The organism is Micromonospora sp. NPDC049799 (genome assembly GCF_040656655.1).
Classification (GTDB): Bacteria; Actinomycetota; Actinomycetes; order Mycobacteriales; family Micromonosporaceae; genus Micromonospora.
Genome location: NZ_JBFAMU010000859.1, coordinates 1 through 1,289, shown reverse-complemented (window position 1 = coordinate 1,289; position 1,289 = coordinate 1). Strand labels below are relative to the sequence as shown.

The window sequence follows — 1,289 nt, the reverse complement described above, 5'->3', positions numbered from 1 at the left end:
ACCCGGGCGACGGCGCGGGCGGCGTCCGTGGTGGTGTCGGCCTCGGCGACGGACAACTCACCCAGCTCCCGCAACAGCGCCAACCGACGGTCGCCCACCACCCGGCCGGTGGTGTCGCTGGTGGCGACGAAGACGCCGAGCACCTGTCCGTCGGCGCCGTGGATCGGGCTGTAGGAGAAGGTCCAGTACGTCTCCTCCTGGTAGCCCCGCCGGTCGGTGAACAGCCTCGTGTTCTCTCCGTGCGCGGCGCCCCGGCCGGCGAGCACGCCGTCGGCCAGCGGGCCCATGGCGTCCCACACGTCGGGCCAGCACTCCGCGGCGGGCTGTCCGATCCCGGCCGGGTACTTGTCGCCGAGGATCGGCGTGTACGCGTCGTTGAACAGCTGCACCAGCTCCGGCCCCCACCACAGCAGCATCGGGATGGTGGAGGGGAGCACGGTGCGCACCGCGGCGCACAACTCGGCCGGCCAGGACTCCACCGGCCCGAGGGAGGTGGCGGCCCAGTCGTGGGCGCGGTGGGCGGCGCTGGTGGGGTCGTCGCCACCGAACAGATCCTCGACGGTCGGTGGGCGGCCCGTCGCCCTGTTGCCGGCCCGCCCGCCCCCCATGTCCCGTGCCCCTTGTCCCCGTCCCGCCCCGGTCCCGGGCGGTCTGTGCGGTCATTGTCTCCCGAGCGGAGGCGGTTCAATCCCGCTCGACGGGTTATCTGGGGCACGCTCCCCGGCACGGGGGCGACGTGGCCCACGGTGGCGACCGGCCGGGCGTGGGACGGCCGAACCCGCGGTGCGCCACTATGCTCCGGCCATGGTCCCGGTCTCCTGTGTGCTGCTGGTGGATGCGGACGGGCGGCTGCTGATGCAGCTGCGGGACGGCAACGCGGCCTACCATCCGCACGTGTGGGGGCTGCCCGGCGGGCACGGCGAGCCGGGGGAGACCCCGGAGGAGACGGCCGTGCGGGAGCTGTGGGAGGAGACCGGGCTGCGGCCGGTCGGCGCGCTGGCCCCCTTCGCGGTGCAGGAGGTGCCCGAGGTGTGGCGGGTCAAGCACTACTTCTGCGGCCCGACCCGCGCCCGGCAGGAGGACGTGGTGCTCGGCGAGGGCGCCGCAATCGTCTTCCTCACGCCGGAGGAGGTCCTCGACGGCCGCCCGTACACGCCGGGCACCGCCGAGGTGCTGGCCCGCTTCCTCGACTCACCCGTGCACGCCGGGTTGGCCGTCCAGGCCGCCGCCGGCTGACGACCGGCCGTCGGCCGGCGGCGGTCAGGCCGACGCGGGAGGTTGCCAGTCGG

The 1,289-nt window shown here is 74.9% G+C and carries 2 protein-coding genes; one reads left to right on the top strand and one right to left on the bottom strand.

Annotation, left to right across the window (positions count from 1 at the left end; all coding sequences use genetic code 11):
* The coding region (locus tag AB0I76_RS30145) for a PAS domain-containing protein (RefSeq protein ID WP_357042607.1) at positions 1 to 608 on the bottom strand (608 nt) is incomplete at its 3' end.
* 196 nt (positions 609 to 804) lie between these two features.
* On the opposite strand from AB0I76_RS30145, the gene AB0I76_RS30140 reads away from it, so the two are divergent.
* Positions 805 to 1,236 (top strand): NUDIX domain-containing protein, encoded by a 432-nt coding sequence (locus AB0I76_RS30140; RefSeq protein WP_357042604.1) that lies wholly within the window; start codon positions 805 to 807, stop codon positions 1,234 to 1,236.
* Positions 1,237 to 1,289: the final 53 nt, after the last annotated feature.

Bases quoted from the DNA above. Each gene is read 5' to 3' on its own strand.
- AB0I76_RS30140 (WP_357042604.1), top strand. From the start codon at position 805: ATGGTCCCGGTCTCCTGTGTGCTGCTGGTGGATGCGGACGGGCGGCTG.